The 26,637-nt window shown below is 51.9% G+C and carries 26 protein-coding genes and 1 pseudogene; 16 read left to right on the plus strand and 11 right to left on the minus strand.

What is annotated here, in order from left to right; all coding sequences use genetic code 11:
* Window positions 1-22 precede the first annotated feature (22 nt).
* On the plus strand, window positions 23-748 hold the full coding sequence (locus ACF2G4_RS19760; RefSeq protein WP_243079240.1) for a pirin family protein: 726 nt from the start codon (window positions 23-25) through the stop codon (window positions 746-748).
* A 238-nt stretch (window positions 749-986) separates the two neighbouring features.
* Here ACF2G4_RS19760 and ACF2G4_RS19765 read toward each other — a convergent pair whose 3' ends face one another.
* On the minus strand, window positions 987-1,196 hold the full coding sequence (locus tag ACF2G4_RS19765) for a CsbD family protein (protein ID WP_215848712.1): 210 nt from the start codon (window positions 1,194-1,196) through the stop codon (window positions 987-989).
* 700 nt (window positions 1,197-1,896) lie between these two features.
* Here ACF2G4_RS19765 and ACF2G4_RS19770 point away from each other — a divergent pair.
* The 5 genes and pseudogenes from ACF2G4_RS19770 to ACF2G4_RS19790 form a co-directional block, all read left to right on the plus strand.
* On the plus strand, window positions 1,897-2,175 hold the full coding sequence (locus tag ACF2G4_RS19770; RefSeq protein ID WP_409076014.1) for a hypothetical protein: 279 nt from the start codon (window positions 1,897-1,899) through the stop codon (window positions 2,173-2,175).
* 228 nt (window positions 2,176-2,403) lie between these two features.
* Window positions 2,404-2,586: a hypothetical protein gene (locus ACF2G4_RS19775; RefSeq protein WP_215848580.1), complete on the plus strand. Its 183-nt coding sequence runs from the start codon at window positions 2,404-2,406 to the stop codon at window positions 2,584-2,586.
* Between the two features lie 486 nt (window positions 2,587-3,072).
* On the plus strand, window positions 3,073-4,740 hold the full coding sequence (locus ACF2G4_RS19780; RefSeq protein WP_409076015.1) for a methyl-accepting chemotaxis protein: 1,668 nt from the start codon (window positions 3,073-3,075) through the stop codon (window positions 4,738-4,740).
* Window positions 4,741-5,232: 492 nt separating this feature from the next.
* Entirely contained in the window at window positions 5,233-5,445 is a 213-nt protein-coding gene (cspA, locus tag ACF2G4_RS19785; protein WP_215848581.1) for an RNA chaperone/antiterminator CspA, read from the plus strand.
* Between the two features lie 712 nt (window positions 5,446-6,157).
* Window positions 6,158-6,445: pseudogene (locus ACF2G4_RS19790) on the plus strand (NAD(P)/FAD-dependent oxidoreductase); the annotation flags it as partial.
* 114 nt (window positions 6,446-6,559) lie between these two features.
* Here the strand turns inward: ACF2G4_RS19790 and proP are convergent.
* Complete coding sequence (gene proP, locus ACF2G4_RS19795) at window positions 6,560-8,035, minus strand: glycine betaine/L-proline transporter ProP (RefSeq protein ID WP_215848583.1); 1,476 nt, start codon at window positions 8,033-8,035, stop codon at window positions 6,560-6,562.
* 492 nt (window positions 8,036-8,527) lie between these two features.
* Here proP and ACF2G4_RS19800 point away from each other — a divergent pair, with 492 nt between their 5' ends.
* From ACF2G4_RS19800 to ACF2G4_RS19815, 4 genes are read left to right on the plus strand one after another with little or no spacing between them, the layout of a single operon-like run.
* Window positions 8,528-9,547: an isopenicillin N synthase family dioxygenase gene (locus tag ACF2G4_RS19800; protein WP_409076016.1), complete on the plus strand. Its 1,020-nt coding sequence runs from the start codon at window positions 8,528-8,530 to the stop codon at window positions 9,545-9,547.
* A gap of 17 nt (window positions 9,548-9,564) precedes the next feature.
* The gene (locus ACF2G4_RS19805; protein WP_409076017.1) at window positions 9,565-10,365 is read left to right on the plus strand and encodes a MetQ/NlpA family ABC transporter substrate-binding protein; all 801 of its coding nucleotides are present in this window, start codon (window positions 9,565-9,567) and stop codon (window positions 10,363-10,365) included.
* Window positions 10,358-11,146: a methionine ABC transporter ATP-binding protein gene (locus tag ACF2G4_RS19810; RefSeq protein WP_243079236.1), complete on the plus strand. Its 789-nt coding sequence runs from the start codon at window positions 10,358-10,360 to the stop codon at window positions 11,144-11,146. Before ACF2G4_RS19805 ends, ACF2G4_RS19810 begins: the two co-directional genes overlap by 8 nt.
* Entirely contained in the window at window positions 11,134-11,802 is a 669-nt protein-coding gene (locus ACF2G4_RS19815) for a methionine ABC transporter permease (protein ID WP_243079235.1), read from the plus strand. The genes ACF2G4_RS19810 and ACF2G4_RS19815 overlap by 13 nt, the downstream gene beginning before the upstream one ends.
* 41 nt (window positions 11,803-11,843) lie before the next feature.
* On the opposite strand, the gene ACF2G4_RS19820 is transcribed toward ACF2G4_RS19815, so the two are convergent.
* From ACF2G4_RS19820 to ACF2G4_RS19830, 3 genes are all read right to left on the minus strand, one after another.
* On the minus strand, window positions 11,844-12,983 hold the full coding sequence (locus ACF2G4_RS19820; protein ID WP_243079234.1) for a major royal jelly family protein: 1,140 nt from the start codon (window positions 12,981-12,983) through the stop codon (window positions 11,844-11,846).
* A gap of 78 nt (window positions 12,984-13,061) precedes the next feature.
* Window positions 13,062-13,754 carry an RraA family protein gene (locus tag ACF2G4_RS19825; RefSeq protein ID WP_243079233.1) on the minus strand — a complete coding sequence of 231 codons (693 nt, stop codon included), beginning with the start codon at window positions 13,752-13,754 and terminating at the stop codon, window positions 13,062-13,064.
* 3 nt (window positions 13,755-13,757) lie between these two features.
* Entirely contained in the window at window positions 13,758-14,735 is a 978-nt protein-coding gene (locus tag ACF2G4_RS19830) for a hydroxyacid dehydrogenase (protein WP_409076018.1), read from the minus strand.
* A 494-nt stretch (window positions 14,736-15,229) separates the two neighbouring features.
* Between ACF2G4_RS19830 and ACF2G4_RS19835 the strand changes: the two genes are divergently transcribed.
* The 6 genes from ACF2G4_RS19835 to ACF2G4_RS19860 are packed head-to-tail and all read left to right on the plus strand — an operon-like array spanning window position 15,230 to window position 20,315.
* A complete protein-coding gene (locus ACF2G4_RS19835; RefSeq protein ID WP_243079231.1) occupies window positions 15,230-15,586 on the plus strand; it encodes a DoxX family protein in 357 nt (118 codons plus the stop codon).
* A 42-nt stretch (window positions 15,587-15,628) separates the two neighbouring features.
* Window positions 15,629-16,099 (plus strand): heme-binding protein, encoded by a 471-nt coding sequence (locus ACF2G4_RS19840; RefSeq protein ID WP_215848589.1) that lies wholly within the window; start codon window positions 15,629-15,631, stop codon window positions 16,097-16,099.
* A gap of 11 nt (window positions 16,100-16,110) precedes the next feature.
* Window positions 16,111-16,761, plus strand: coding sequence for a sorbitol dehydrogenase family protein (locus ACF2G4_RS19845; RefSeq protein ID WP_215848590.1), 651 nt, complete (start codon window positions 16,111-16,113; stop codon window positions 16,759-16,761).
* A gap of 24 nt (window positions 16,762-16,785) precedes the next feature.
* Complete coding sequence (locus ACF2G4_RS19850) at window positions 16,786-18,378, plus strand: GMC family oxidoreductase (RefSeq protein WP_332626962.1); 1,593 nt, start codon at window positions 16,786-16,788, stop codon at window positions 18,376-18,378.
* Window positions 18,379-18,382: 4 nt separating this feature from the next.
* On the plus strand, window positions 18,383-19,774 hold the full coding sequence (locus ACF2G4_RS19855; RefSeq protein ID WP_409076019.1) for a c-type cytochrome: 1,392 nt from the start codon (window positions 18,383-18,385) through the stop codon (window positions 19,772-19,774).
* A gap of 46 nt (window positions 19,775-19,820) precedes the next feature.
* Complete coding sequence (locus tag ACF2G4_RS19860; protein WP_409076020.1) at window positions 19,821-20,315, plus strand: GlcG/HbpS family heme-binding protein; 495 nt, start codon at window positions 19,821-19,823, stop codon at window positions 20,313-20,315.
* A 56-nt stretch (window positions 20,316-20,371) separates the two neighbouring features.
* Here ACF2G4_RS19860 and ACF2G4_RS19865 read toward each other — a convergent pair whose 3' ends face one another.
* The 6 genes from ACF2G4_RS19865 to ACF2G4_RS19890 all read right to left on the minus strand — a co-directional run bounded on the left by ACF2G4_RS19865 (window position 20,372) and on the right by ACF2G4_RS19890 (window position 26,501).
* Complete coding sequence (locus tag ACF2G4_RS19865; protein WP_215848594.1) at window positions 20,372-21,448, minus strand: ABC transporter ATP-binding protein; 1,077 nt, start codon at window positions 21,446-21,448, stop codon at window positions 20,372-20,374.
* A gap of 26 nt (window positions 21,449-21,474) precedes the next feature.
* Window positions 21,475-22,314 carry a carbohydrate ABC transporter permease gene (locus ACF2G4_RS19870; RefSeq protein ID WP_332626964.1) on the minus strand — a complete coding sequence of 280 codons (840 nt, stop codon included), beginning with the start codon at window positions 22,312-22,314 and terminating at the stop codon, window positions 21,475-21,477.
* Window positions 22,304-23,212: a carbohydrate ABC transporter permease gene (locus ACF2G4_RS19875; protein ID WP_409076021.1), complete on the minus strand. Its 909-nt coding sequence runs from the start codon at window positions 23,210-23,212 to the stop codon at window positions 22,304-22,306. The genes ACF2G4_RS19870 and ACF2G4_RS19875 overlap by 11 nt, the downstream gene beginning before the upstream one ends.
* Before the next feature lie 9 nt (window positions 23,213-23,221).
* The gene (locus tag ACF2G4_RS19880; RefSeq protein WP_409076022.1) at window positions 23,222-24,463 is read right to left on the minus strand and encodes an extracellular solute-binding protein; all 1,242 of its coding nucleotides are present in this window, start codon (window positions 24,461-24,463) and stop codon (window positions 23,222-23,224) included.
* An 86-nt stretch (window positions 24,464-24,549) separates the two neighbouring features.
* Entirely contained in the window at window positions 24,550-25,488 is a 939-nt protein-coding gene (locus ACF2G4_RS19885) for an ROK family protein (RefSeq protein WP_332626965.1), read from the minus strand.
* A complete protein-coding gene (locus ACF2G4_RS19890; protein ID WP_243079224.1) occupies window positions 25,485-26,501 on the minus strand; it encodes an SIS domain-containing protein in 1,017 nt (338 codons plus the stop codon). The genes ACF2G4_RS19885 and ACF2G4_RS19890 overlap by 4 nt, the downstream gene beginning before the upstream one ends.
* Between the last annotated feature and the right edge of the window lie 136 nt (window positions 26,502-26,637).

The raw sequence follows: 26,637 nt of genomic DNA on the forward strand, positions 1-26,637 counted from the left end.
CCAAAAAATTTAGGAGCAGACCATGATCGAGCAAAGATTATCAGAACAACGCGGCTTAGGTGATCACGGCTGGTTGAAATCACGTCATACCTTCTCATTTGCGGGCTACCGTGATCCCAAACAGATGGGTTTTTCTGACCTTCTGGTGATTAACGATGATCAGGTGGCACCCGCTCGCGGTTTTGGCGCGCATCCTCACAGCAATATGGAGATCATCTCTTATGTGCTGAAAGGCGAGTTAGCACATAAAGATTCCATGGGTACCGGTTCGGTAATCGTTCCCGGTGACGTGCAATTGATGAGCGCCGGTAGCGGAGTCACGCACAGTGAATTCAACCATTCCAGCACCAATGGCGTCCATTTTTTGCAAATCTGGATTGTGCCAGCTGAAAACGGCACGCAGCCAGGTTACCAGCAAGTTTCTGTGCCTGAAGAGGATAAACGAGGCAAATTTAGCCTGATCGTCTCGCCAGAAGGGCAAGGCAACGCGTTAAGCGTGCGTCAGGATATGCGTATCTATGCCGGTTTGTTTAATGGTGATGAGCAGCAAACCGTGACGTTAGGTGAAGATCGTTACGCTTATATTCACGTGGCGCAGGGTTCTGTCACAGTGAACGGTATTCGCTTTAACGCAGGTGATGGTGCGCGGGTTCGTAATGAAACTTCGCTTAGTTTTACCGCCGGTGATAATGCTGAGGTGCTGCTGTTCGATTTGCGTCCCGTTGAAGTGAATCGTCCTGCACATTAATCGCTGACAAAAACAGCGCTTTTGAAAACGGTCAGAAATGGCCGTTTTTTTCGTTTTCACGCGGCCAACCTGCTCTTTTCTCACCAGAAGTCGGGCTTAACGCACGATGAATGATTAGAACAACGCAAAGACCCTTCGCGGGGTGCAGCCAGTACGATCGCGCGTTTCGGTAAGTAATAGGATTGTTGTTTTAAGTAGAGAAGGTGCCGGAAGGGGGAAACCGGCACCTTTGGCAGGCTTACCAGTGATATTTGTTTGAATCTTCCCAATCTTTTACTTCTTTCTCTGCACGATCTTTTTCATAACCGTAACGTTCCTGAATTTTTCCCACCAACTGATCACGCTTGCCTTCCACAACAGTCATGTCGTCATCAGTAAGATCGCCCCATTTCTCCTTAACTTTTCCTTTGAACTGTTTCCAGTTACCACCAATCCGATCTTCATTCATTTTCGCTTTCCTTAATAATGTTTCTTTTAATTTATTGCTTTGGCAGACAGCCGTTTCGGTGTCTGTAGCGCTAAGCCTGGCACAGCCAAATTTTTTTGCTGCTTCTGATTGTGAAGTACGCAGCATATTTGGAATTAATCCTTGTTGTGGAGCAAAGCCTCGATTTATCTTTAAAGAACACCCTCTTTCACGACTAAAGCATTTCACTCAGCGTATTTAATTAGTCAGCCATACTACAGACTTGCTTTACGAATAGATTTTGCGCTAGTACCTTCTTAAACTGAAAAGTACCGTTTGGCTTTTTTTTGAATCATTACCCGAAAAAACTTATGTACATTATTTGATAGGTTCTGATCGCGAAAAAAATCTTAATTCATTAGATTTTTGCAATTTAATTATTTATTAATTTATGTTAACACATTGATTTTAAAGAAATATTTTTGGTGTGCATAATTACGTCCGTATTATGGATAAGTAATGTTTAAGTTTGGTGACGGAGTTTGCGTTAATGATTTAATTCCAGAATGGATATAGTTTATATAAATTAACATTGCCTAAGGGGGAATTCCTAAATTCAAAAAAAGCGCGGTGGTTTAATAGTTGATGATAAAAAAAACAGATATGATTAATGAAAATTCAGTGTGTAATGACTTTTCTTATTTGATCCATTTACTACTTCAGCAAACTACTTGAGACTTTTATGCTTAAACCATCATTTTATTATTTGTTAAAAAACGCGATTACTGGCAACTGGGTAATTCATCAAGCGGGTTGTGTTAATCTGCCGGCAGATGTAAACAGGATTTTTATCGGCTCTTTATATACCAAGGGTCAGGCAGTAACGGTTGCTAAAATTCATCATCCTGATGCCACGCAGTGCCCGCTTTGTTTGAATAACTTTAACCATGCAAGAAAAAAGCAGGCTTTTGGGCTGACCAATTGTCCTACACCGATAAGGCATTTACCTGGCCAATATTAACTCAAATGAGCAAAAAGGGTGCTGCTCTGTACGATTTGCGCTCATCAGTACCCGCTCATTCGGCATCAATGTAGTAATTTCTACTTGTATGTTAGGTACTTTCGCCAGATGTTAAAAAACTTTAACGCAAGAAAACAGCCCTTGTTTAGGCGTTTCAGGACCGATTGTTTAGAATGAAATGGCAGCATGATGATAGGGATCAGACAGAATGTTCTGCGTGGAGTCGTCATGAGCAACATTTATTATCTTTATCCGAACAGAAAAGATATCGCCCGAAATGAATTAGATCCACTTGTAGAGCAGTTACAGCGGATAGCAGAGAAATATCATGATTACAGTTGCCTGCCAGACATCATTCGCAAATGCCTGGAAGATGCTTTGGGAGATCAGAAGCAGCGCAGCCAGTTATGATGAATCATCAGTGTCATTAACGCAGATGTTCAAAAGAAAAAACCTTCAGCAATGTGACTCAGAAAAACCTGCAGTGTGGGGGAAAGTGAGTCGCTGCAATGGGGTAATGCGTTAAAAGTGAAGCGCCTGAACGCGCAAAAGCATCATAATGCTGTTCCTGACAGGCCAAATCCCGCTCGCAGATTTGGTCTGTCAGAGCAGTTGCGCGCCCGTCTAACGCTATACGCGGATGACCATTCCCAAATCTTTTCTTCAACCGAAGTATTTGCTGCTATTTTCTTGCCGCGCTGTCTACAGCCAAACCTTCTCTTTTATGCCCGGTTATTACGCTCTATCAATCCTGCCTGGTGAGATAAAAGAGTCGCCGCACCTTACATCAGCACTTCCTCACCATAAGTAATAACTATTTGTCAGTGCCTGCCGATAACCCTTTGCGGAGGGTCACCTGCACGCAGGAAGATCGTATAAAAAAATTCAGGGGTAAACATGAACATCACACAGCGCCTCATACTGACATTTTCAGTGCTGTTTTTAGCCATTATTAGCCAGGCAGTACTTGCGATATATTTTCTGTCTGGCTTTCAGGATCGCTTCGAGTATGTCCAGATCAATACCATCTCCTCCATCAAGGATTTAGGTCAGCTGACTGAACAAAGTAATCAGCTCGCGCTTACGCTTTATCAACATCAGAGTCAGGCTGATAACAGCAAACTGCCCGCGATTGAAGATGAAATTCAGCAGCGTGTTGCCGGTCTGAAGACGCTGACGGATTACTATTTGAAGCACAACATCTCAAACGATGAAGATGAAAGGCTGACCCACATGGCTTTTGATAACCTTCATGTGATAGAGCAGCGACTGCCCGCCTTTATTACAGCCTCACGCGCGCATCAGGATGAACTCAGCCGCACCATTCTTGAGAGGAAAGAGGGCGTTGGTGATGCTATTCGCACACTGGTAACGGGCTATCAGAAGCAGTTAGCGCTGAATATCGCGATTGGGGAGGACCTTCGTGCAACGAACCATAGCATTTACAACACCCTTTTCTGGGGCACCATTGCCGGCGTCTGCGCCACGATTCTGGTGTTTGGTCTCTTTGCCGCATCCACGATTATCCGCATACGCAACAATCTCTCTGCTATCGGCAGCATCATGACGCATTCGAGTGATAACCTTGATCTTACGGTCAGTGCTGATGAAAGTCGTCGGGACGAAATCGGCAATATGGCACGCTCATTTAATGCCCTGATGAAGCGTGTCGCGGACGCGCTGGCGTCAGTTAATGCGGCGTCTCATTCAGTGGGTAGCGCCTCAGCACAGATTGCCGCAGGCAATGAAGATCTCTCCTCACGAACCGAGCAGCAAGCCGCCTCGCTGGAGCAAACAGCAGCCAGTATGACAGAGCTGAGTGAAACGGTGCGTCAGACGGCAGATAACACTCGCCAGGCCAGTTTGCTGGCAGTTAATGCTAATCAGTTGTCAGAAAAAAGTTCAGCGTCGCTGGATGCAATGCTGGTGACGATGAAAGATATACAAGGAAGCTCGCGTCGCGTTTCAGAGATTGTTGCGTTGATTGAAGGCATTGCATTTCAAACGAATATCCTGGCGCTGAATGCGGCAGTTGAAGCCGCTCGCGCGGGTGAACACGGCAAAGGTTTTGCGGTAGTCGCCGGCGAGGTCAGAAATCTTTCGCAGCGCTCGACCACGGCGGCAAGAGAAATTAAGCAGCTGATTAACGAATCATTCAAGCTAACTGAAACCGGTGCAGATCAGGCAAGCAACGTGGGCGAAAACATGTCGGTAATGAAAGACGCCATTCGCCAGGTTAGCGCGTTAGTTAATGAAATTGCGGCGGCAGCTCAAGAACAGAGCCAGGGAATCGAGCAAGTTCATAAAGCGGTAAACCAAATGGACGATGTGACTCAGCAAAACGCCGCGTTGGTGGAAGAAGCCTCCGCTGCGTCACAGTCACTTCAGGAACAGGCGGCCGCGCTGACCAGAATGGTTGGCGAGTTCCGCATTGATAACAGAGAAAGCAAACACGCCCTTGTGGGCAAATCGTCACTTGCTGAATCAGGCACAATACAGAAAGTGAAAAATTTGCTGCCTAAACCGAGTCAAAGCGCGGCTGAGAAAAACTGGCAAAGCTTTTAATCGGGTAGACATTGCGTAAGTAACAGGGCAGGGCGATTCAGGGAACCCTCTTCATCGCCCTGCTGAGTGCATGACGTTAAAACTGTCTGATTAAAAGACCGAGCAGAAAAACAGGCAGCGGATGAAATCGGCAGGAATAAATAAAAGGCAGGAAAATAATATTTCAAGCGTGACGGTTCATTAGCGAGGCGGGATATTTTAATCGCGGTAACGTTGTACTCATGAGAAAGTTTCTTCTCGCTATCTCATTCAGCAAGCCCTGTGAAAATAATTAAAATAAGGCATTGCTAAATCTTCTGAACAATGGCTTAATAGCTCCATCGGTTTGTAATACAGACCTTATGAAAGCAGTTTTAGTAAAGCAGTCCTCAGTTAAAGTGATATCCAGCGATACCCTTCTTCGAGAGCCTCCTCCTAAGTGCCAAGTAAGTAATTCTCTGCACAACAGACCATCTTCGCCGCATTAGTGGCTCAAAAATTAAGGAAGTATCTATGTCTGGTAAAATGACTGGTTTAGTAAAATGGTTTGACGCAGGTAAAGGTTTTGGCTTTATCACTCCTCAGGATGGCAGCAAGGATGTATTCGTACACTTCTCCGCCATTCAGAGCAACGATTTCAAAACTTTAGATGAAGGCCAGCGCGTTGAATTCACCATCGAAAGTGGTGCTAAAGGCCCATCAGCGGCAAACGTCGTAGCAATCTAATTTGCATCTTCAGGTACGTTTACAACAGCGATGAAGGCAACAGCCTGAGCAGATAAAATACCTGATGATTAAAAAACCCGCCTCGAGCGGGTTTTTTTATGCCTGTATTTCCCCTCTGTTTTGCCCGCCCACAACATATTGAACTCGGCCTGAAAGTAGGCGCGTGCAAAGTAGAGCCGCTCATTATTCTAAAAAATAGAAATCATTATATTTAAATTTGTATAATTAATGGTCAAATAAAAATTTAATATTTACGCAATATGAAAAATGCGGATTTATATCGATTGCGGTAAATATATTCTGATAATCAAACCGACGTTATTGATCGCTCATCTTAATTCTTTACCCATATTTACCAGAACTGACAATGGATATCGCTTACAGCGCTTCGGTTTCACAAAAGCCGTATTGCGATGTGGCACAACACACCTGGTAAAAAGGTAGCAGGCTAATAATAACGATAGCAATAACGGTTAAATCTGACGCCGTGTTTGATGAGAGAATCCTTTTGCCCCTTCAAGAGCTAAGCCATTGCGAGTGCCGGAGATAAGCGCCGGGTGGGGTACGCGTTTTATAAAGGTCGCCTATCGGCGGCCTTTTTTCGTTAAAGTGAATCCCAGAAGATTGTCGCTTAACGCGGCAATTCGCCTGACTCTTCGATGCTACAAACCCGCATTTAGCGAGCAATTATCCCTTCAGCGCACTCTTCTTATCAGCTAAATCTTCTCTTAATGAGGATGCAATGAATAATCTGCAAGCCGAATGGCCTGCTTTCCAGCGTGCGGAAATCGCTGAAGCCTGGGCAGAAGCCATTGATGTAACGCCAGATTCCAATCCGGTTATCGGACCCGTTGCCCGGCTTTCGGGCTTAACGCTGGCAACAGGATTTTCAGGTCATGGATTTGGCACTTCGCCTGCAGCAGGGCAGTTGGCGGCAGATCTTGTGATGAACCACACGCCGATTATTGATCCGTATCCTTACCGTTTTGATCGCTTTTAACTAAGAAGGGTTGATGCTCTACGTAATAAAGCCGATGTTGATGGTGTGTCGAGAGAGGGGCTAATCTCGCATTAAAAAGCCGGGATTATCCCGGCTTGCTTAGTGATTAACGCATTATTTTGACGGTGCCGGAACCGGCTTCGATTTACTGTTCCGCAAACGTAACTTATCAATCAGCTTATGTGCTTCTGCTTTCGTGGCCACAGCAGGCGAAGAGCCTTTCAGTGGCTGACGTGCTGTTTCGCGTACTGTCAGGATAGTCACCAGGCCGATGACGCCTGCACCCATCATATAGTAAGCAGGCATCATCACGTTGTGGGTGGTGTCCACTAACCAGGCGGTAATCAGCGGTGTGGTACCACCAAACAGTGAAACGGAAAGGTTAAAGCCGATTGCCAGCGCACTGTAACGAATATCGGTGGTAAACAGCGCAGGCAGCGTTGAAGGCATGGTGCCGCTAAAGCAGGTGTGCAATACCCCCAGAATCAGCAGGCCAGCAAAAACCGCCCACATGTTGCCGGTGCCGAGCAGCATAAAGCTGGGAATCGACAACAGGATTAAACCTACGGCACCAAATCCAATCACCGGGCGACGGCCAATTTTGTCGGTCCAGCGACCCCATAACAAGGTCAGCGGCATCATCACAAACATCGCTACCATTACCAGCAGTAAACCGCTCATCTCGTTCATACCCAGCACACCCGTCAGGTAGCTCGGCATGTAGGAAGTCAACATGTAGTTGGACACGTTAAACAGCAGTACCAGACCAATACATTTCATCATCGGCGCGCGGTATTTGCTCAGCATCTGCATCAAAGTAAGACGCGGCTTGCTCTGCTCCAGCGCTTCCTGTTTTTCCATGTGCTGCTGGAATGCGGGTGTTTCTTCCAGTTTCAGGCGTACATACAGGCCGAACAAGCCCAACGGTGCGGCGATAAAGAACGGGACACGCCAGCCCCACGACATCATGGCGTCATTAGAGAGCAGCAGCGTCATGGCCGTCACCAGGCTCGCGCCGAGCAGGTAACCGGCGATAGTACCGAACTCAAGAAAACTGCCCATAAAGCCACGGCGGTTATCAGTGGAGTATTCCGCTATAAAGGTCGCTGCTCCGCCATATTCACCCCCGGTAGAAAAGCCCTGAATGAGTCGGGCTACCAGCAGCAGAATCGGCGCCATGATACCGATGGAGGAGTACGCGGGAATGAGCCCGATACAGAATGTCCCGATCGACATCATGATCATCGTCATCGCCAGCACTTTCTGCCGTCCAATACGGTCGCCAAGCGGCCCAAAGACCAGGCCGCCAATGGGGCGTACCAGGAAGGCGGCGGCAAATGTACCGAAGGTCGCGATCAGCTGCACCGCGTTGTTGGCATCCGGGAAAAAGACTTTCCCGATGATCACTGCCAGATAACTATAAACACCGAAATCGAACCACTCCATGGCATTACCTAAGGCAGCCGCACCGACAGCACGTTTCAGCATACCGTTATCAATGACGGTGATGTCATCAACGGTCAGTTCTTTCTGCTTCTTATTCCAGAAGTGTTTTTTCGGATGTTCAGATGATTGGTTTTTGGTGGTCATATTCTCCTCATACAGCTTAATTGAGGGAGTCTTATAGCTTTCGCAGCCGCAAATATGATCGAGAAGAACGAAGGAAATGAAAGCTATAAGAAGCCCAAATTGTGGGTAAGTGAAGCGGTAAGCACCTCAGCCGCCCAACCTTAGACTATAATTGTCAGTTTTTGCAAGTTTATAGCCGGAATAACCGCAATTGTTGACAAATCCAGCAGGGCACGCCGTATTAATGGCGGATCACACCTTCAAACATTTTGTTACGCATTAATAATGGCTTATTCATTCTCATCTTTATTTTTCCAATAACGCAATACTCTGTTTAATCCCACAATCAATCCCTACTCAGGATTATTACTTTAATTAAAAGATTATAAAAATCAGTAACCTAACAATTCGCGTTATTTCCGGTAATGGCATATCGATAGCAGGATAACTTAGTAGTGAACCAGACAAGCCAATGGCAATGTTGTGTCATTACGGTCAGGCAGGATGTTAATCATGCAGTCGCTAAATAAAGTGCAGCTTCCGATTATTGATTTCGCGAAATTACAAGGCGATGAAGAACAGCGCCAATTATTAATAAATGAATTAGGTCACGCCGCTCGTGAAGTGGGTTTTTTCTATCTTATTAACCATGGTATTAATCAGGTTTTATTAGATGACGTGCAGCGCGTGGCAAAGGCTTTTTTTGCTTTGCCATTAGATGAAAAACGCAAAGTTAAAATGGCTAACTCTCCACATTTTCGTGGTTATAACCTCGCGGGTGCAGAAATAACCCGCAATCAACCCGACCATCGAGAGCAATTTGATATTGGTGCTGAACGAGAGGCGCTGCCTCTCTCAGATGACGCACCCGCCTGGCAACGCTTGCAAGGCCCCAATCAATGGCCCGACGCGTTGCCAGCGTTGAAAACGTTGTTAACGCGCTGGCAACAGGAAATGACTCACGTTGCTCTTGAGCTTCTCCGCGCCTTTGCCGAAGCGCTGCAATTACCCCGTAATGCTTTCGATAACCTTTACGGGCGTTATCCCAACGAGCACATCAAACTCATTCGCTATCCTGGCCGTGCAGATGATCAATCACGTCAGGGGGTTGGCGCACACAAGGACTCCGGCTTTTTGACTTTGCTGCTTCAGGACGATCAGCCCGGATTAGAGGTTGAAGTTAATCCCGGAGAATGGATTGCCGCCTCGCCGTTGCCTGGATCTTTTGTGGTGAATATTGGTGAATTACTGGAGCTTGCTACCAACGGTTATCTGCGTGCCACCGTGCACCGCGTGGTATCGCCACAAGCGCAGCGCGAACGCCTTTCCATTGCCTTCTTTCTGGGTGCACAGCTTGATGCGGTGGTGCCGCTTTACCCGCTTCCAGAATCGCTTTCGCAATTAGCGCAGGGGCCGAGCAGCGATCCTCAAAATCCTTTACTGCGTGATGTGGGCTGGAATTACCTCAAAGGACGCCTGCGCTCGCACCCCGAAGTTGCACAACGTTTTTATCCTGAATACGCCCAACAATAATGACACTGAGAAAAATCATGAAGAAAACGCTATTAGGCCTGGCTGGACTGTCGTTGCTGATTGCACAAAACCTCTACGCTGCACCGTTGCGCGTGGCCGCTGATGCGGTACCGCATGCCGAAATACTGGAGTACGTTAAAACGCTCGATCCCAAACTTGATTTAAAAATCGTCGAGTTAAGCGGTGGGATCAATGCCAACGAACTGCTGGCATCGGGTGATGTGGACGCAAACTATTTCCAGCATCTGCCGTATTTAAAAGATCAGGAAAAAGCGTTGGGTAAAACGTTCGACGTGGTGGCCAGTGTGCATATCGAGCCGCTCGGCATCTATTCCCGCAAAGTAAAAAGCCTGGATGCGCTGCCAGAAGGGGCGACGATTGCCGTGCCAAACAACACCACTAACCTGAGCCGCGCATTGTGGTTATTGCAGGATAAAGGCGTGCTGCGTCTTAACGCCAGCGGTGAAGTCGGTACCACCTTGGTAACACCGAAAGATATCTCAGAAAACCCCAAAAAAATTAAAATTGTAGAGATTGAATCGCCGCAGCTGCCGCGTTCTCTTGATGATGTCGATGCGGCCATTATCAACGGCAACTACGCCTTAGAAGCGGGATTGTCACCGGCGAAAGATGCGCTGGGACTGGAATCAGCGAAGCACAATCCTTACGCCAATCTGTTGGTCACTACGCCGCAGCTGGCAAAAGATCCGCGCGTGATTGAGTTGGCAAAAGATCTGACCTCGCCGCAGGTGGCAGACTTTATCCGCAAAAACTACAACGGGTCGGTGATTCCGGTTGCGGATGCCGCGCATGATTAAAATCGAACAGGTCAGCAAATACTATACCGGCGCAGCTGCGCCGGCTTTAGCTGAAATCTCGCTGGACATTCAGGACGGTTCAATTTTTGGCATTATCGGACGAAGCGGGGCGGGTAAAAGTACCTTGTTACGTTGTTTGAATTTGCTGGAGCGTCCGTCAACCGGTTCGATAGCGATTGATGGCCAGGAGATATCAACGCTCTCGCTTGCTCAGCTCAGACGTCAGCGCCAGCAAATGGGCATGATTTTCCAACACTTCAATTTGCTGCACTCGCGTAATGTTCACGACAACATCGATTTGCCGCTGGAGATTGCCGGACTTCCGGTAAAACAACGGCGCGCGCGCGTGGCTGCATTGTTAGAACTGGTGGGGCTGGAAAGTTTTGCTAACGCCTGGCCTTCGCAGTTGTCGGGCGGCCAGAAACAGCGTGTCGGCATCGCGCGTGCGCTGGCCGTTCAACCGCGCTATTTGCTGTGTGACGAAGCCACCAGCGCGCTGGATCCAGAAACGACCGTGACGATTCTGGATTTGCTGGCCTCTATTCAACATCAGCTCAACATCACGATTGTGCTGATCACCCATGAAATGTCGGTAGTAAAGCGGATATGTGATAGCGCAGCCTTGCTCGAAAAAGGAAGGCTGATAGAAAGCGGCACGCTGGCGCAAATCATGCAGCGTGAAGAGAGCCGTTTACGAGATTTATTACTGAAGGAAGGTGAAGCCGATCGTGCCTTCCTCGCCAAATATCTGCCTGCGGAGTTAACCCGATGCGTAGCGTAAACTGGGATCGCTTTCAGGATTTACTGCTGACAGCCAGCTATGAAACGCTCTACATGGTTTTTTTTGCCGCGCTATTTACCGTTGCCATTGGCTTGCCGGTGGGCGTACTGCTTTTCCTAACGCGACAGGATGGGATATTGCCGCATCGCGCCGTTGCCCTGACGCTGAACACGCTGGTTAACATCGGACGCGCCTTGCCATTTGTGGTGTTGTTGATTGCGCTGATCCCGGTTACCCGATTGCTGGTAGGCACCACTTTAGGCAGCACCGCCGCCATCGTGCCGATCACTTTGGGTGCGTTTCCCTTTTTTGCGCGCATTGTTGAAAATGCCTTGGATGAGGTTGATCGCGGGCGCATAGAAGCGGTGATCTCAATGGGCGGCAATCTCTGGCACATCGTGAGCCGCGTCTTGTTACCTGAAGCGCTGCCTGCCTTGGTGGCGGGAATGACGCTGACCATCGTAATGCTGATTGGCTTCTCAGCCATGGCGGGTGTGGTAGGCGGCGGAGGATTAGGCGACTTAGCCATTCGCTACGGCTATCAACGCTTCGATAACCGGATCATGGCGGCGACCCTCATCGTGCTGCTGATTATGGTGCAGATCATTCAAAAACTTGGCGATCGACTAGTACGTTCATTAGCCTATCGCCGTTAAATCAGGCATTAAAAAACCCCACCGTGGTGGGGTTTCACCGCTTAATGATGATCGCGATCGGCGGGCGCAATCGGCAGCGCTAACTTATACATTTTGACCGGATACTCAACGGTCGACGCTTTGCCGCCGGTGGTGGCTGGCGTGCGGTTAATCTGTGCGGCAGGCATCCACAATGCGCCTTTGGTAATCCACATGGCATCAACCCAAACCAATCGGGGATCGCTGATAACCGTGCTGATTTTCCCTTCCGGCGTAATGCGCTTGATGCTACGCGTATTCAATTCAGAAGCGTAGATATTGCCTTCCGCGTCAATCGCTGTGCCGCCGGTCGTCCAGGTATCCACGACTTTATGCGCCTGTTTCGCCACCGTTGCTGCGGGCAGTGTGGCATCGTCAAGATAACGGGTTTCGATACGCGCCAGCGGCCCAGGAATGGCCTGGAACCACAACCATTTACCGTCAGGTGAAACCTCTAACTGATCGATACCCACGCGTTTCTCTTTGCCGCTGGGGAGATAAAGCTTTTTACCGTCGGCGTAAAGCGGCAAGTGATCAATCGCCAGAGGATGATCGTCCAGCACCCGGTGCGCCTGGCCGGTTTTTAGGTTCAACACCACCAATCCCGGCGCGCCTGGATCGGTGATATAGGCGAAATCGCCATTAAAACGAACGTCATCAAGATAGCTGGTGGCTTTCAATACGGGCGGTTTAATCACCCAGCTCGCCACGACCTGCTTCGTTTTAATGTCGATTTTGACCAACTTGGCACCGCCAGTAACGGCTTGTGCACCGGTGCCAATGCCTTTATTCCCCGCATCCATCGCCCAGAGATAACCCTCCGGGCCAAAGCGTGCGGCGTTCACGTGCAGGAAATGATGCTCAGGATCTTTCTCATCCCAGCGATTCCACGCTTCATCAGGAAACGGCGTAAGTTTACCGTTTTGACCGACTTCCACCAGTTGCGGGCCGGCGCCTTCGGATTGGGTTAACGAAGCGAATATCCGACCATCCTGACTGACAGTAACGCCATTCCAGACGTGATTAGAGGTTGCGACCTGCTGGAGTCGCGCATCTTCCTGGGTCGGTAATGTCGTGGGCAGCACATCCTGAGCAAGTACCGGCTGGCTGAGCCATAATCCGACGGTTAACACGGGCAACGCGTTGCATAGTAATCTCCGCATGGGTAAATCTCCTGTAGTTGCAGTGGGGCGTTGAGGGTTAAGAAGCCTTGTCGCAGTAAAAAACGGGTTTTTAGGCGATTACACTGGGCAGCCTTTGGCACGCAGGATGGCATTAAAGCGTTCAGGATCGGATGTGCCAGATTGATTGCTGGCACGAATTTTAGCTTCACGCAGGGCATGTGCTTCTACACGCGGCAGCAAGGTGGTGAGCTGATCGTACGGAATGGCAATCACACCGTCGGCATCACCCACAATTAAATCGCCTGGCGAAACCACTAAACCGGCGCAGCTCACCCGTGAATTGACTTCTCCTGGCCCCTCTTTCGACGGACCACGCAACGTATTACCCCGCGCCCAAACCGCAATACCGCCTTCAGCCCACTCATTCAGATCGCGTATTGCACCATCAATAACAAAACCGGCGATTTTGCGCGTTTGCGCCGAGGTGCGCATCAGACCACCTATCAAGGCCTGCGTCAGATCGCCTGCGCCTTCGACGACAATAACGTCGCCCGGCTGCGCCATCTCAATGGCTTTGTGAATCATCAGGTTGTCGCCCGGACGCACCTTTACCGTTAATGCCGGACCGCATAGCACTAAATTCGCATCGTTATGATAGGCGGTTAGCCCCATTGCACCGGTGCTGCGACCCATGCAATCACCAATGTTCGGCACCGGCAGTTTACGGAAGGCATCAACCAGGGCGGCGTCCGCTTGTGGGCCGCGTTCGCCAATGAAATAGCCAGCAGGCCAGTCGCTACGATGTGTCATGATTTACTCCTTGTTGAGAACGTGCGGATTTACACAGGCAGCCGCATTAATTTGCTGTGCATCCAGCCAGGCCAGACATTGATGCGCCGCGCTGTAGGCCACTGCATCCAGCGCCTGCGGAGTGGAACCGCCAATGTGTGGTGTGATAATCAGTTGGGGAAGTTCGCGAAACGGGTGATCGGCCGCCAGCGGTTCACTGGCCACGGTGTCCAGCGCGGCGGCCCGCAGTTGACCCTTTTTCAGTGCCTCACACAGCGCCACTTCGTCCACCAGCTCGCCACGGGCGGTATTGATCAAAATGGCACCGTGCGGCAGACGCGCCAGCGTTTGTGCATTGATCATGTTGCGCGTTTTATCATTCACCGGACAATGCAGGCTCAGCACATCAGAACAGGCCAGCAGCTGATCCAGCGTGGCGCACTGCGTCACAGCGGTTGCCCCATTTTCAGCCTTAACGCCCGGATCAAAAAAAGCCACCTGCATGCCGAGAGCTTGCGCAGCGCGGGCAACGCGGCGACCAATCTCACCAAATCCGGCTAAACCCAGGTTTTTGCCGTGCAGCTCTTCACCGTCGCCGCTGCGTGTCCAGCGTCCGGCATTCACTTCGTGTTGAAAATAGGGCAAGCGACGCGCGGCATTGAGCATCAGCGCAAGGGTTAATTCAGCGACGGATTGCGCGTTGGTTGCGGGCGTGGTTAATACCGGAATGCCACGCTCGCTGGCGGCGGCAACATCAATATTGGTTACGCCAACTCCATGTTTGCAAATTACTTTCAGCGAAGCACAGGCGTTGATCGCTTTAGCCGTTAAATTAACGGTGCGCGAAATCACGGCATCGTAAGGCACGTTGGCCATGCGCTGTTCCACTTCCTGTGCATCGTTGGGATTGTCGAGGTAATCCACCTGACAACCCGCTTCAGCCAGCAGCGTAACGCCACCTTGGCCGAGCGCGCTGGTGGTGACCAAAAACCGATAAGCCATGTTGTCTCTCCCGAATAGATTTACCTCATCCTGGCAGCTTCAAACGATAAAAAGTATTCCCATTTACTTATCAATATATTCCCCACGGGAATAGGTTGGGGCAGCGAAGGGCTTACGCGTCGCTTCATCGCGCTTGATGTATTGGCTAAACAGCATTGAAAGGCACTGGCGACGCGAGGTCGATCGATTTGTTAAAAATTTAGCAGCGGATTCAAGCGGCTTTGATCCTGATTTTAACATCCAAATTTTTTGTGACTTTCTTCAAATAAAACCGAAGTCATAAAATCTGAGGAAAATATTTTACTCTTTTTCTCAGCAGGTTATGCGTTAGGTTAAGCATCGCCGCCAGCGAAAAACGGTTATATGACCGTTAACGCACAAGGTGGATTAAACGAATTGCACAGACTCATTCGTGCATAAATTTAACAACTTTGCATCAAATTGGTCACGTCATGAAATGTTCAAACGATCTTTTAAATGCAGTGTGCCGGGTCATGGCCGTGGGGCTGTTTTTTACGTCTGGCCTCGACAAAATTTCGCACTACAGCGACAACCTGCAACAGATGGCAGACAACCAGGTGCCAGGTTTCTTCTTGCCGCTGGTGATTCTGCTTGAAGTCGGCGGAGGCGCCGCCATTGCACTGGGTTTTCTTACCCGCTTTACCTCGGTCTTCATGGCGATCTTCTCCGTCGTGGCGGGGTTTCTGTTTTATCAGGGATTCAGCCATGCCCATTTGATGGTGTGGCTGAAAAACATCTCCTGCGCCGCCGCATTCCTGCTGCTTTATCTCAACGGCAGCGGCAAATGGAGCCTCGATTACCTTATCCAACGCCGCTTCGCCAGATCCTGACCAGGCGCGCTTAATTTCCCTTTCTACTTCGCAGGTGAATGTATGAAATCGCTAGCATTGCTGTGCGGCGGGCTGCTTTGTGCTGTCGCTCACGCCGCACAACCTATTACGCAAATATCAACCCTGAATCACCAACAGGCGCAACAGCTGATCGGCAAAGCCGAACAGATTATTCGCAGCCATAACCTGGGCGGTGTTGTCACCGTGGTTGATGCGGCGGGGCAAACGCTGAGTTACGACCGATTGGATGGCGCAACGCTGGCTAACAGTGAACTGGCACCGAAGAAAGCGCATGCCGCGGTTGCGTTTGGTGTGCCGACTGAAAGCTTCCAGCAAAAAGTGGTGGCCGGTAATGTCGCGCTGCTGGGCAATCCGGCGGTGGTTCCGCTGCCAGGCGGCGAGCCGGTGATCATTCAGGGCGTGCTGGTGGGTGCGATTGGTGTCAGTACGCCAGACGGCAACGTGGATGCAGAAGCAGCGAAAGGTGCCCTCAGCGTCCTGAACGCCGGATAGCGGAGATCGAAATGGACAGACGGCATTTTTTACAGCTAATGGTGGCGGCTCCGGTGATCTTGTCGATGCCGCTGAACGCCGAAATGATCGCCTCCGAGCCAGATAGCCACGTCGCGCAACTGCAACGTGTCAGTGAATTACTCACCGGACGGCGTGGCCTTGATGCCAATATTACGGCGCGGCTGGGGGCGTTACTGTGTCAGCAGGATAAAAACTTTCCGGCTCATCTTACCCGGCTGTTCTCTAACCTAACGACGTTGAAAAGTGACGATCGCGAGCGGTTGGTGGCGAGCCTGGACGATCAGGATGTTAAAACGGCGCTCAGCATCGTTTCACCTTGGTATCTCGGCTACACCGGTCAACCCTCCACCGTGAAAGCGGTGGACGATGCGCATTTCGTTACTTTTCTTTCCGCACTGATGTATGAGCCCACCCGCAATCACACCCTTCGGCCCAGCTATGCGCGTTCGGGCCAGGATTACTGGGCCGAGGTGCCGGCTGGCGTAACGGCCCCTGCGATGCCCGCCGCGATTCGTGACTGGGGCGATCGCTCGCCCGCCGCAGCGAATCACATTCGAGAGCCGGAAGCGCCGTGGTTATTAATGGTACAGGGAAAAGCCAGCACGCTGGCAGAAGCCGAAGCGATGATTGCCAAACAATAAGAACAGACAAAACCAGGAATAAAGATGCGTGAATTTGATGCTGATGTCGTGATTATCGGCTCGGGAGCCTTGGGCGCAAATGCAGCCTACCAGCTGGTTAAAGCCGGGAAATCAGTGATTATGTTAGAAGCGGGGCCGTACATTCCTCGCTGGAAAGTGGTAGAGAATTACCGCAACGGCGCCAGTAAACGCAACTGGTGTGCGCCGTATCCCAATTTGCCTTGGGCACCAAACAGCTATACCGACGGTTACGTTGAGGCACAGGGTGACGACGATTTTCAGTATGTCACCAGCACCCTGCGGGTGGCAGGCGGCAGTACACGGCATTGGGCCTCGGCCTGCTGGCGATTACTGCCCAATGATTTCAAGCTGAAAAGCGTCTATGGCGTCGGGCGTGACTGGCCTTTTGAATACAGCGAACTGGAACCCTGGTATGTAAAAGCCGAGCGCGAAGTCGGCGTGGTGGGCACCGCTGATGAAGATCAAAGCGGGCAAGGGCGCGGTCACTATCCGCCTCGATCCGCAGCCTATCCGCTGCCGCCTGAAGCCAAGCCTTATATGGTGCAGCGCATGCAGGCCAAACTTGGCCCGATGGGTTATCAGGTGATCCACGAGCCGCATGGTCGCGTTTCACGCCCTTATGATGGACGTCCCGCCTGCGCAGGGAATAACAATTGCGAACCGATCTGCCCGATTGGCGCGATGTATTCCGGCGATATGCACGTTGATAAAGCGGTGGCGCTGGGCGCGCAACTGCGTACTGAATGCGTAGCCTGGAAATTTGAGCAGGGCGCAAAAAACAGTATTGAGGCGCTGCATTATCGCAAGCCAGATGGCAGCAATACCCGATTAACCGCGAAAGTGTTTATCGTTGCGGCGCATGGCCTTGAAACGCCGAAGCTGCTGCTGATGAACGAGTTAGCCAACAGCTCCGATCAGGTTGGCCGTAATCTGATGGATCACACCGGTTTAAGCCTGACGTTTCTCGCTGATGAGCCACTGTGGACTGGGCGCGGTTCGGTGCAACACGGCACTATCGCTAATCGTCGCGATGAACCGAGCCGCGCACAGCACTCTGCTATTCGCTATTCACTGCGTAATTTAGTGCCCAACGTGGATGTCACCGCTCCGCTGCTGAAGCAAGGCTTAATGGGCAAAGCGCTGGATGACGCCATTTTTGACCGCGCCTCACGCATCATGAATATCAGCACCATGAGTGAAACCCTACCGGTTCCCACTAACCGCGTCGTGCCCAATTACGACCGCAGGGATGCCATCGGCTTGCCGATGTTAAAGGTCAATTACCAGCTCGACAGCTACGTGCGCGGCATGCGCCCTCAGGCTTACCACGATTTCGCTAACTTCCTACAGGCATTCAACGGTGAGGTTATTGAAGCGCCAACCGGCTGGCGTAATCAGTATCACATCATGGGTACCACCATCATGGGCGACGATGCCAAAAACTCGGTGGTCAACAGCGAGTGCCGCAGCTGGGATCATCCCAATCTGTTTCTGGCCACCACCGGCGTAATGCCGACGTCGGCAACGGTCAACCCAACGCTAACAGGTATCGCGCTGGCACTTCGCCTTGCCGATACCATTATTCGGGAGATCTGACGCGATGAAACAGGTCATCTACGCGCTTTTCCCGGTCTGTTCACTGCTTTTCAGCGCTGCCAACCTGGCCGACGCCACGCAAACGTTGATTCAGCGCGGTGAGTATTTGGCGATTGCAGGTGATTGCTCGGCTTGCCATCACAACCCTGAAAACGGCAAACCCTTCTCCGGCGGCTTCGGCATTCAATCGCCGATGGGCATGATTTATGGTTCCAACATTACGCCGTCGAAAACCGCTGGCATTGGTCAATACAGTCTGGCGGATTTCACCCGCGTGATGCGCGAAGGTAAAGCGCCCGGCAATCATTATCTTTACCCCGCCATGCCTTATACCGCCTTTGCCGGGATGTCAGATGACGATATTCGGGCGCTCTACACCTATCTCATGAATGGCGTAGCCGCTGACGATCATCCCGCGACAAAAACCGACTTGCCCTTTCCCTTCTCATTTCGCCCGGTGATGGCGTTGTGGAATCTGATGTTCCTCGATCAGTCTGCGGTGAAAGGCAGCGATGCCGCCGCGGGCAGCGTTGATCGGGGTGAATATCTGGTGCGAACGCTGGCGCACTGTTCAACCTGCCACACGCCACGCAACGGCATGATGGCCGAACAGGGCGAACATTTTTTGGCTGGCGGCAAGGTGGGCCGCTGGACCGCGCCGAACATCACACCAGACGTAGAAGCTGGCATCGGCAGCTGGAGCGAAGCGGAGATCGTGACCTATCTGCGCACCGGCGTGTTGCACGGTAAAGCCGTGGCGGGAGGCGAAATGGGCACCGCGATTGAAAAATCCTTCTCACGCTTACAGAGCAGCGATCTGTACGCGATGGCCCGTTACCTGAAGCAGCTTCCTGCAACAGGCGGTATTAATCGGCAGCCCTTAAAACCCCCTGCCGCTACGCCTGTTTCGGCCATTGAAACAGGCATGCGTGACAGCATCGAGGATTACGTGTCGAGTCAGCAGCTGAGTGGCGCACAGCTTTATAATGGCGCTTGTGCCAGCTGTCATGCCAGTGATGGACGTGGCACGCGCGATGATCAACACGCTTATCCGTCGCTGGTGGGATTGTCCTCGGTGGCCGCTGACGATCCCGCCAATTTGATCATGATTATCGCTGAAGGCATCAACCGTGACATGCCTGCGGGTCATGCCTTTATGCCCGCTTTTGAACATCAGTTCACTCAGCAGGAGCTGGCGAAAGTGGCGAATTATGTTTCCGTCACGTTTGGCAATCCTCAACACGTCATAACCCTGCAACAGGTTGAAGAAACGCTTCATGGCGAGAGCGGCAGCTGGATTGTACGCCACGCCGCCGGGCTTGCCTGGAGCGGGGTGGCAGGGATAGTGCTGGTGTTGTTATGGGCATTCTTTCCGCTACGCCGTCGGCGAGCATAATCTGACGGGCCGCAGCCGGGCCCCTCGTTAAGACAGGAGTTTTGTTATGACCAGAAATTTAAAACGTATCGTGAACAAAAAGTTTGCCGTTGCGCTGCTGCTCGGCGCGGGTGTGATGAGTGGCTTTGCGGCGCAGGCGACCACGACGCAAACCATTTTGACGCAAAGCGATGTGCAAAAGCTGATCGCATCCGCTCAGGAAAAAGCGCACGCATTGAATGCCAATGTCTGCATTGCGGTACTGGATCAATCCGGTCAACTTTTAGCCTTTCAGCGCATGGACAACGCGCCCGCAGGCTGTATTGATTCTTCAATCTTAAAAGGTCGCGCCGCCGCGCTGTATCGCACACCAACAGACAAATATATGGATCGCGCCAATGGAAAAGAACCGGCTATCGCGACATTACCGGGCGTGATCCCGCTGGGCGGCGGCTCGCCGGTGGTGTGGCAGGAAAAGATTATCGGCGCGGTGGGCGTCAGCGGATCCGCTAATCCGAATGAAATCGCCATCGCTAAAGCGGCGAGCGAGGGAATGAAGTAAAGGTTCGAAAGGGCGCAGCGAGCGGTTTTCGCCTCCGTCGCTCGCTGCCGCCTGGGCTACAACCGTTTACCGCTTTCTTTATCGAACAGATGCAAATGTGAGAGATCAATCGCCAACGACAGTTTTTCACCCGGCTGTGCGGTTATGCGGCCAGCGAGCTGGACATGCAGCGGCAAGCCTTGCCAGTCAAGATGCAGCAAACTGGATTCTCCTGTGACTTCCACCAGCTTCACGGTGGCGGGTAAGGCGGGCGAATCTGCCAGATGAAAGTGATGAGGGCGAACCCCCATCAGCACCGGTTTATCTCCCTGGTGCATGGCGGCGTCACGCCAGTTGGCGGGTAAAGGCAACCAATATTCGCCACAGGCAACGCCCGGGATCCCCTCACGAGAAACCAGCTGTGCCTCAAGCAAGTTCATGGGCGGTGAGCCGATAAAGCGTGCCACGAAGGTGTCCACTGGGCGATCGTAAATTTCCAGCGGGCTGCCCTGTTGCACAATCACACCTTCACGCATGACCACAATTTGGTCTGCCAGCGTCATCGCCTCAACCTGATCGTGCGTAACATATACCATGGTGGTCTTGAATCGCTGATGAAGGGATTTAATCTCTGCTCGCAGCTCCATGCGCAGTTGCGCATCCAGGTTAGAGAGCGGCTCATCAAACAGGAAAACCTGCGGATTACGCACCATGGCGCGACCCATCGCCACGCGTTGACGTTGACCGCCCGATAACGCGCGCGGATAACGACCCAGCAGCTTATCTATCCCGAGAATAGCGGCAATACGGGTAATTTTATCCTGTTGCTCACTGCGTTTGATCTTCTTGACCTGCATATGAAACGCCAGGTTTTCCGCCACGGTCAGATGGGGATAAAGCGCATAGCTCTGAAATACCATGGCGATATCACGATCGGCTGGATCGCGATCGTTTATCTGCTGATCATCCATCAAGATTGCGCCATCAGAGACGCTATCCAGTCCAGCCAGCAACCGCAGTAACGTTGATTTTCCGCAGCCAGACGGGCCAACCAACACCGTAAAACTGCCGTCGGGAATGGTCAGATCCAGCGGCTGTAATACCGTCTGTTTGCCGTAACGGCGGGAAACTTGTACCAGTTCAACTCTTGCCATAATCGTAGATTCCAAAAAATGTTTCGCTAACCTTTACTGCCGCCGCTCGCTAGCCCACTGACCAGCGATTTTTGTAGCACGATGGCGATCAACAACGGAGGTAATGAGGCGAGGATGCCCACCGCGGCAATCAGGCCGTCATCGGTGGCGCGCCCGGCGGTGAAACCGGCAATAGTCACCGGTAGCGTTTGTGCATCAATGCTGCTGGTGTAGAGCAGGGCATAGAAAAATTCGTCCCACGCCAGCAGCCAGCCAAACAGAGCCGACGCGCCCAGCACCGGTTTTGCTAACGGTAACGTAATGCGCAGCAAAACCTGCCAGAAGCGCAGACCATCTAACCGTGCCGCTTGCTCAATATCCTGGGGCAAGGTGTCGAACTGATTTTTCAACATCCAGGTCAGAAACGGCAGTATCAATGAGCAATAGACCAGAATCAGGCCGATATGCGTGTTCAACAGGTTGAGATGTTGCAATACAAAGTAGAGCGGCAGCACAAATGCCACCGGCGGCACCATGTAGATCGCCAAACTTGCGAACAACCAGCCGTCACGACCAGGATAGCGTGAGAAGCTGAATGCTGCCGGGATCGCCAGTAACAGCGATACCGCCGTTGCGCCACACGCCACCAGCAGGCTGTTGAGTAGCGCGTGTAAAAAAAGCGCACCGGGCTGGTCGGGTGCCAGTGACACCAGCCGGGCGTAACGCGAGAAGTCCCAGTGACGTGGCAACCACTCCAGCGGAAGGCGCGTTAAATCGGCGGTTGAGCTGACGCTCATTAAAAACAGCCAGACCATCGGTGCGAGGATAGAGAGCGCCACCAGCAAGGCGGCTGCATAGCGCAAAACAGCGCGGATTTTACGTTTCACTGACTTTACTCCGGCGGCGCTGACGCAGCAGCATCAACATATAAATGGCGATCAGCAGGCTACACATCAACGTCATTAAAATGGCGTAAGCCGCACCACTGCCAGCACGCAGATAGCTAAAAGACTCTTGATAGACAAAGAAACTCAAGGTCTTGGTGCTGTCCACCGGGCCGCCACGCGTCATCACATAAATAATGTCGAAGATTTTGAAGGCGTCGATAGTGCGCAATACCAGCGCAACACTCAGCGGCCCAGCGATAGCGGGCAGCGTAATGGCCCGAAACCGCCGCAGCGCCGATGCGCCATCCAGACGTGCAGCTTCATAAAGATCGTCAGGAATCGACTGCATTGCTGCCAACACCAGCAGCGTAACCAGTGGATAGTTTTTCCAGATATCTGCCAGCATCACGGCATTGAGCGCCGAGGTAGGCGTACCGAGCCAACTGCGGTAATGATCCATTACGCCAAGCTGTGTAAGCAGGGCATTGATACTGCCGTAATCGGGATTGAAATTAAGTCGCCACATCATTGCATTGACGATGGTCGGCAGCGCCCACGGTAGAATCACCAGCACTCGCAAGACATTACGGCCATAAAAGCGCTGGTTGAGCAGCAGCGCGACCAGCACGCCGATCACGCCTTCAATCACCACTGAGACCACAGTGAAATAAAGCGTGCGGCCAATAGAGGCGACAAAATCGGGGTCGGTCAGTGCATATAAATAGTTATCGAAGCCAATCAGGTTAGCTGCGCCATCACTCCCGATCAGTGCCGCATCGGTGAAGCTAAGCCAGATGGTGCGGAACAGCGGCCAACCGGTGAGCAGAAACATCACCAGTAACATGGGTGCCAACAGCACCCATGCCTGACGCTGCTCACGTTGTTGCAAACTGAGCATGAAAAGTCCTTACCGAAGGCGCGACGCGCTTTGTGTCAATGCCTGCATTCCCGCTTCTGGCGTCTCCTGACCTTGCAAAACCTGCTGAAGATGCTGCTGCAGCATGTTCGAAAGGCGCGAGTAATCAGGAATAATCGGGCGCATTAACATCACGTTTAGCGCTTTGTCAGCCGCATCAATTAACGCTTCCTGGCCCTGACGCACCGCCGGATCCTGATAGGATGATTTCCAGATAGGCAGGCTCAGACGGGCATAATGGTTCTGCACCGGCTGCGAGGTCAGATAGGTTATGTAATCCCACGCCTGATCGGGATGTCCGCTGGTTTGGGTTACGCCCAAACCCATGGAACCGTTCATGGACGCCACTTCACCTGGCGCATCACCCGGTGCAGGCATGATGCCAATATCGCCAGCGACTTTACTCTGCTTCGGATCGTTGGCCAGGTTGTACATGTAAGTCCAGTTAAGCGCGAAGGCGGCATCGCCGTTGGAAAAGACCTTGCGCACATCCTCTTCCAGATACTCGTTGGAGTTTGGGTTGGTCACGCCTTTATCCAGCGAATCTTTCATAAAGATCACGGCTTTTAAGGCGCCCGGCGCGTTAAAGGTCAGCTTGCCATCTTGATAGAAATCGCCTTTGAAGGCAGAAACCATGGTGGTGTAATCACAGACCAAGGCTTCCGCCTGTGACCAACTCCAGACCAGCGGATACTTAACAATGCCTTTCTGCTTGAGCAGCTGCGATTGTTCCATCACCTGCTGCCAACTGTTTGGCGGCGTGGTAATCCCCGCTTTTGCCAGCATCGCTTTGTTGTAATAAAGGTATTTGGTGTCGAGGATCCACGGCATACCGTACTGCTTATCTTTCCAGGTAACGGTATTCAGGGCACCGGTAAAAATCTTGTTTTTGACATCTGGCGTGAAGTGGCTGGAGACATCTTTCAACAGGTTAAAACGGTTAAATTCTGCTGGCCACATATCGTCGAATAACACCACGTCATAGCCGTTGCTGCCCGCGCCACGCGCGGCAACGATCTTGTCATGTAGCGCTTCGTACGGGACAAATTCAAGATTGATCGTTACATCAGGATGCGCCTTTTCATAATCGGCGGTCATGGCGCGAATATCGCTTTCGCTATAAGCAGACTGTGACATAAACAGTGCGCTTAATTCCGTTTTGGCGTTGGCATAGCCGGAAATCAGCAGCGCGGCCAGACATCCGCTGAGCTGCAGGGTGACGCGTCTTTTCATTCTGACACTCCAAAAACAGGTGAAATAATGGCTGATGCAGGTGAACGCCATCAGCCCAGGCCGCGCTATGGTGCGCGATTATGGTTTTACGAGCGTTTAACGGGTTCCCTGATCGTTGGCAGTAATGCCGCTCCCAGCGCGCCCGCCGCATCGCCGAGAGAAGATGAAATAATCTGTGGAGAGAGGTGGTAGCCGCTGGCGCGTTGCAGAGCCGTATCTAAACTCGGGCGAAACAGCGGCAGCAAACGCGCAGCGCTGCCGCTAAGCACGGTAAGATCGGGGCCATAAAGTGCCAGCAGGGTGGATAGCCCTCGTCCCACGCGGCCACCGTACTCGCTTAAAATTGCGGCTACGCGAGGATCGTCCGCGCTAAGTGCATCAAGTCGCTTAACAGTGAGTTGTGGCCAGTGAAGATTTGGCAGCAGTTGCAGCAAAGCCTGTTGTAGCCAACCGCGTGACGCCTCCGTTTCCCAACACCCCGTGACGCCGCAGTAACAGCGATGTGTGCTGCCTGAGACAGGAATATGACCCGCTTCAGGATGGCGGCCATCGATTGTGCGAAACGGCTGGCCCTTATCCAGTAACGCCACGCCAATACCGGTGCCGAGTGTGACCATCAACATGCGCTGACTTCCCACACCCGCCCCGGCGTGAAACTCGCCCAGTGCCGCAACCACCGCGTCGTTATCGATGGCGGCAGGCACGTTTAAACGCTGCTGCAGCTCGTCGAGCAGCGGAAAAAATGAGAAACAGGCCAGCGTGTCACTGTTTTCAATCACACCGCTGCGGTTATTAACCGGTCCACTGGCACCGATGCCCAGCGAAATAATCTGCCCGTCCGCCGGACAGAGCTGCCGCAACCGACTGACCAGTTCATCGCTGCGTCTGGATTGCGGGATCGCATCAAACTCTGCGGTAGGCACCGTTAACGCCGCCACCTCGCGCAGACCCTCCAGCAGGATGAATCGTGTGCCGGTGCCGCCCATATCAATGCCTGCGCGCAGCAGGCGAGCAGAATTGGTCATAACGTTACCGTTATTTTTTTACCGTAGAGGAATTCGCCGGGCACCATGCCGTTGCCGCGTGCCAGCGCGACGGTCAGGTGCTGCACAAAGAGCATGGCGCACACTAAACGCAGCAGCTCATCGTCAGGCGTTTCCAGCAGTTCACTGCCTGCGTAAGCGCGTGGACCGACAGTGACCACGTGCGTGCCGTTGCGCTGCAAATCTTCAGCTAACTGAATCAGCGTTGGTTCGCTGCCATTACCAAACAGCAGGGCAGTCATCTGCTTGCCGGAGGTTTCCATCGGACCATGCCGGAACTCGCCGCCGATAAAGCCTTCTGCACTGACTTTTGACGATTCTTTGGTGATCAGCGCACCGGTCATGGCGGTTGCCGCATCGGCACCGATACCAATCATGGCCAAACGTGGCTGAGTACGCAGAAAGAAAGGGGTCACGATCGGCTGGATTTGCGCCTGTTGACTCACCCGCTCAGCAATATTGTTTAGATGCGCAGCCACTTTGTCTGTTAGCGGCTGCTCCGCTTCGCCCGTCAGAGCGGCGAGGATGCGATAGCTGGCGACCAGCGTGTTGAGGTAACTTTTCGCGCTGACGGTGGCTTCATCGCCACTGCGCAACTCCACCAAAATGTCAGCGCGCTGAGCCAGCGTGCTGGTGATGTCGTTGGTTACTGAAATCAGCGTCAGCGGTTTCGTGATGATATCCAGCAGCTTAACCACTTCACCACTCATACCCGATTGCGATGTCATCCACAGCAGGGTGTTGGCGGTTATCAGATCGGGCATATCCAGCAGGCGGCCGGCATCAATGCGCCATACCGGTAAACCGCGCGCAATTAATGCGCGTTCAATGGGGATCAAGGCGTAATCAGATGAGCCCATGCCAGCCAATACAATTCGGTCATAGCGATGCAGGTCAAGCTGGTGAAGCTCAGCGGGTAGCGGGTAATTGAGCTGATCGCGCAGCGCGTCCGGTTGCTGAAGAATATCTTTTTCGTATTCACTCAGAGTGGTCATACGTCATTCCTGGTTAATGAGACAGGAGACAACATACATTGCACGAATTCGTGCAGTCAATGCCTGTTTTCAAGCGAAAAACTTATGGCTATGAAAAAATAGCCATTGGCAGGCGTCAGGAGTGCGGAGCGTAGTG

The organism is Pantoea phytostimulans (assembly GCF_046118715.1).
Classification (GTDB): Bacteria; Pseudomonadota; Gammaproteobacteria; order Enterobacterales; family Enterobacteriaceae; genus Pantoea; species Pantoea phytostimulans.

Coding starts and splice junctions, on each gene's coding strand:
- ACF2G4_RS19855 (WP_409076019.1), top strand. CDS start 18,383: ATGAAACAGGTCATCTACGCGCTTTTCCCGGTCTGTTCACTGCTTTTC.
- ACF2G4_RS19800 (WP_409076016.1), top strand. CDS start 8,528: ATGCAGTCGCTAAATAAAGTGCAGCTTCCGATTATTGATTTCGCGAAA.
- ACF2G4_RS19825 (WP_243079233.1), bottom strand. CDS start 13,754: ATGACACATCGTAGCGACTGGCCTGCTGGCTATTTCATTGGCGAACGC.
- ACF2G4_RS19775 (WP_215848580.1), top strand. CDS start 2,404: ATGAGCAACATTTATTATCTTTATCCGAACAGAAAAGATATCGCCCGA.
- ACF2G4_RS19890 (WP_243079224.1), bottom strand. CDS start 26,501: ATGACCACTCTGAGTGAATACGAAAAAGATATTCTTCAGCAACCGGAC.
- ACF2G4_RS19830 (WP_409076018.1), bottom strand. CDS start 14,735: ATGGCTTATCGGTTTTTGGTCACCACCAGCGCGCTCGGCCAAGGTGGC.
- ACF2G4_RS19885 (WP_332626965.1), bottom strand. CDS start 25,488: ATGACCAATTCTGCTCGCCTGCTGCGCGCAGGCATTGATATGGGCGGC.
- ACF2G4_RS19850 (WP_332626962.1), top strand. CDS start 16,786: ATGCGTGAATTTGATGCTGATGTCGTGATTATCGGCTCGGGAGCCTTG.
- ACF2G4_RS19815 (WP_243079235.1), top strand. CDS start 11,134: ATGCGTAGCGTAAACTGGGATCGCTTTCAGGATTTACTGCTGACAGCC.
- ACF2G4_RS19805 (WP_409076017.1), top strand. CDS start 9,565: ATGAAGAAAACGCTATTAGGCCTGGCTGGACTGTCGTTGCTGATTGCA.
- ACF2G4_RS19765 (WP_215848712.1), bottom strand. CDS start 1,196: ATGAATGAAGATCGGATTGGTGGTAACTGGAAACAGTTCAAAGGAAAA.
- ACF2G4_RS19840 (WP_215848589.1), top strand. CDS start 15,629: ATGAAATCGCTAGCATTGCTGTGCGGCGGGCTGCTTTGTGCTGTCGCT.
- ACF2G4_RS19860 (WP_409076020.1), top strand. CDS start 19,821: ATGACCAGAAATTTAAAACGTATCGTGAACAAAAAGTTTGCCGTTGCG.
- ACF2G4_RS19780 (WP_409076015.1), top strand. CDS start 3,073: ATGAACATCACACAGCGCCTCATACTGACATTTTCAGTGCTGTTTTTA.
- ACF2G4_RS19760 (WP_243079240.1), top strand. CDS start 23: ATGATCGAGCAAAGATTATCAGAACAACGCGGCTTAGGTGATCACGGC.
- ACF2G4_RS19770 (WP_409076014.1), top strand. CDS start 1,897: ATGCTTAAACCATCATTTTATTATTTGTTAAAAAACGCGATTACTGGC.
- ACF2G4_RS19845 (WP_215848590.1), top strand. CDS start 16,111: ATGGACAGACGGCATTTTTTACAGCTAATGGTGGCGGCTCCGGTGATC.
- ACF2G4_RS19810 (WP_243079236.1), top strand. CDS start 10,358: ATGATTAAAATCGAACAGGTCAGCAAATACTATACCGGCGCAGCTGCG.
- ACF2G4_RS19875 (WP_409076021.1), bottom strand. CDS start 23,212: ATGCTCAGTTTGCAACAACGTGAGCAGCGTCAGGCATGGGTGCTGTTG.
- ACF2G4_RS19835 (WP_243079231.1), top strand. CDS start 15,230: ATGGCCGTGGGGCTGTTTTTTACGTCTGGCCTCGACAAAATTTCGCAC.
- ACF2G4_RS19880 (WP_409076022.1), bottom strand. CDS start 24,463: ATGAAAAGACGCGTCACCCTGCAGCTCAGCGGATGTCTGGCCGCGCTG.
- proP (WP_215848583.1), bottom strand. CDS start 8,035: ATGACCACCAAAAACCAATCATCTGAACATCCGAAAAAACACTTCTGG.
- cspA (WP_215848581.1), top strand. CDS start 5,233: ATGTCTGGTAAAATGACTGGTTTAGTAAAATGGTTTGACGCAGGTAAA.
- ACF2G4_RS19820 (WP_243079234.1), bottom strand. CDS start 12,983: ATGCGGAGATTACTATGCAACGCGTTGCCCGTGTTAACCGTCGGATTA.
- ACF2G4_RS19865 (WP_215848594.1), bottom strand. CDS start 21,448: ATGGCAAGAGTTGAACTGGTACAAGTTTCCCGCCGTTACGGCAAACAG.